The following is a 3,311-nucleotide window of genomic DNA, read 5'->3' as shown; positions in this document are numbered from 1 at the left end:
TTGACGGCAACAAGTGGAGGAGACAATGGTACTTCATGGAACGATGCTTTTACCGATTTACAATCAGCCCTTGGGATATTGAATGCCTGTCCAGATGCCGCGGATAAGATTTATGTGGCAGAGGGTACTTATAAGCCGACTGGTACTACTAATCGAGAGATATCATTTAATATTCCCACTGATGTTGAAGTCTACGGTGGATTTCCTAGTGGTGGAGATATTTTTGCAAACCGAGATTGGGAAATATATGAGACCATTCTCTCTGGGGATATAGGAGTGCAGAATGACAGTACAGACAATAGTTATCACGTGGTATCTACCTTGAATGTAAGTGATTCTACCCTAGTGGAGGGATTCATCATCACTAATGGAAATGCAGATGGCTCAAATTTACATGGATATGGGGGCGGTTGGCTCAATATTGCGAATTCAGATCATTCAAATCCCAGGTTAAATAAATGTCACTTTTATTTAAATCATGCATTGATAAGAGGTGGTGGAATGTACAATCAAGCATTGGATGTTTTTCAATGCTCACCCACTATTTCAAATACCTTATTTGAGAAAAATATATCAAAATATGGTGGTGCTGTAAACAATACTACAACCAATGGTGGGATGAGTCAACCGCTGATTGAACATTGCTAATTTAAAGAAAATGAAGCCAGAAACTACGGTAATGGGGGTGCCGTATATAGTTTTGGGGATAATTCTGGATTAAGCTTACCTATTATTCGAAATTGTGAATTTATAAGTAATAAAAGCACACAGGGTTATGGTGGAGCTCTCTACTATTTCACTGATATCTATGACCAGGCTACACTCATTCTTGAACATTCTGTTTTTAAAAACAATCGTACAATGGGAGAGCGTACCTACGGAGCAGCCATATACCATAAAATAGGATTTTCAAATGGTAACTATGAAGTGAGTATAAATCACTGTTTGTTTCAAGGAAATACAAGTGAAAATGTAGGAGGAGCTATTTACTTTGATAATGATAGAAGATTTAAAATTTATACTGATCAAAAAATAAATATAAAACATTCCAAATTTATAGAAAATAGTAGTAGGCTTAGTGGAGGAGCCATTTCATTTTACAATTACAATTCTGGAAAGAATATCATCCATATTGATTCTTGCGAATTAATAGGCAACTTTAATTATGGCAATACATTGGACAATGATCTTCTAGCAGATGTTGTTCGAGGAGGAGCTATTGATATTTATGTACACATTAATACAACTAAAGTGAGAATTTCTAATAGTTTGTTTAAAGACAATAAAAGTATTTTTGGAGGGGCAATTTTTAATAGATCTCATGGATATTATGCTGTTGATACCATTGATATAATTAATTCAATATTTCAGAATAATGAAGCACAACAAAACGGAGCCGCCCTGTTGAATTATGCTTCGGGACGACATCTTGGTCGTTTTGCTGGCTATGGATATTTGGAAAGTTCACTTGTTAATAATTTATTTATTCAGAATGTGGCACAAAAAGGTGGAACAATCAACAATCACACTTTTAATGGAAACATTAATAACTTTATTGTTAATAACGTATATTATCAAAATAAAAGTGAAAATTCAAGTGTTGTTCTTGATTCAATCAATATTCATTCATATACTGTTGATGATCTTCAAGGTCATCCAGATTCATTGATTACGGGTTTAGCAGCATTAAGACTTACCGACACTATCGTAAATACTATTTTTTATCAAAATTCTGGGAAGATAGCTAACTTAAATTCCAGTGATAAGATAAACTCGTTGATACATCATTCGATGATCGATTTGGGAAGTTTTGAATACAATCAATCCCAGTTAATGTTGCGCTCGAATTCACCAAACAATAACTTTATCAATACCGATCCCTTATTTGTCGATGCGGCCAATGGAGATTTTAGTTTGCAATATATTTCTCCAGCCATTAATAGTGGAGATCCATCCACCATGGCTGATTTCTACATGGTCGCTGGTCAAGAAGTGGATTTAGCCCTCAATCCTCGATTTTATAATAATATAGATATGGGGGTATTGGAGTATCAATCAGATCCATGTGATCCTAGTCCACAATCTATGAATTGTATTTCCACTATTCATCCTGCCATTGATGGTCAAGGGATGATGGAATTGTACATCAATGAAGTAGTGCCTGGCCTAACAGAATGTGCAAATCAACTATCGGTCACTGTGGCCAATGAATGGAACGGTCAAGTATGGCGAGGAGAAAATCTAACGAGCCAAGATCTCATCATGGAAGGCGAAGACCTCTGTAATTATCGAGGGCAAATATTAACCGTACAAATATCGAATCCAATATCGAGCTGTCAGTCTAGTCTGTTTATCCCTCAGTCGTCAAGCATTGTTTTGACATCGGATTTTCAATCAAGTAAGACAGCGGGAGATTACGACTTACCGACGGCAGGCTTGAGTCGAGGAAAGATCGTTACCTACTGCGGCTATATTCCTGATGCCAGCCTACATACTCCATCGGTTACTGTATCGTGTAATGAGGGTCGAGGTCCAGGCTATTATGGACTGGCAGTACAACCGGATTGGATTATGCCGATCTCTTGTACTGAAGACAACGATACTGCAGAATTGATTTTCCGTACCTGGGAAGTATTCAATAAAGAAGGAGAAATGACGACTTTGACCGATACCATCGTAGTTATGAGATTGCCCGCCTTCGGTCCAACTTCATTTAAAGGAAAGGCAGAAGATACGACTTATTGTGAGATAGAAGCCGTAGTCGATCCAGGAGAAACACTTAAACGATATGCGGCATGGAAGCAGCCCATGGGATTACACGACTACGAATTGCCCACTGGTAAAATGGGTGCAGTGACCTATGAATTGCCCGCAGCAGTAGTTCTCGCAGGTTATGTCAATGCTCAATCACAAGATTTATTGAACGAGTATTTGGCCTGTGTGATCTTAAAGAAAAACGACAAAGCTCAAACAGAATATACCATCGGTGATATTATCGACGGAAGTTATATCGCAGATGTATTGGCTAATGCAAGTAGTTCACAGTTGGGATATGGAGCATTGAACATCGTAGCACGATTGGCTGATGATTGGGAAAACTACCTTATTGCTTCTATCGGGAGCGGTTATTTTCCCTATGTTTTCTTAGAAAAAGGTGATCGAGTATTGTCTGCAGATGGCTATTATGAAGAAGTGACCGACCAATGGTTCTGGGACGGCAATGGCAATAGCCCGTATTGGTTTGCTGCTGGTTGGCCTTCTATATACGGATCGGGAGATTGCGTAAGATATTGTGATGTAGTGAATGGAGA

At 38.2% G+C, this 3,311-nt stretch carries 1 protein-coding gene and 1 pseudogene; both read left to right on the top strand.

The genetic code is table 11. The features are described 5' to 3' along the window. Window positions 1-648, top strand: a pseudogene (locus LVD51_RS19865) (hypothetical protein); the annotation flags it as partial. 213 nt (window positions 649-861) lie between these two features. Beyond that, window positions 862-3,311, top strand: a 2,450-nt coding sequence (locus tag LVD51_RS19860) for a hypothetical protein (protein WP_236973128.1), incomplete at its 3' end; no start/stop codon positions are given.

This window comes from Membranihabitans marinus (assembly GCF_021729155.1).
Lineage (GTDB): Bacteria > Bacteroidota > Bacteroidia > Chitinophagales > Saprospiraceae > Membranihabitans > Membranihabitans marinus.
This window is presented reverse-complemented; position numbering and strand designations above follow the sequence as displayed.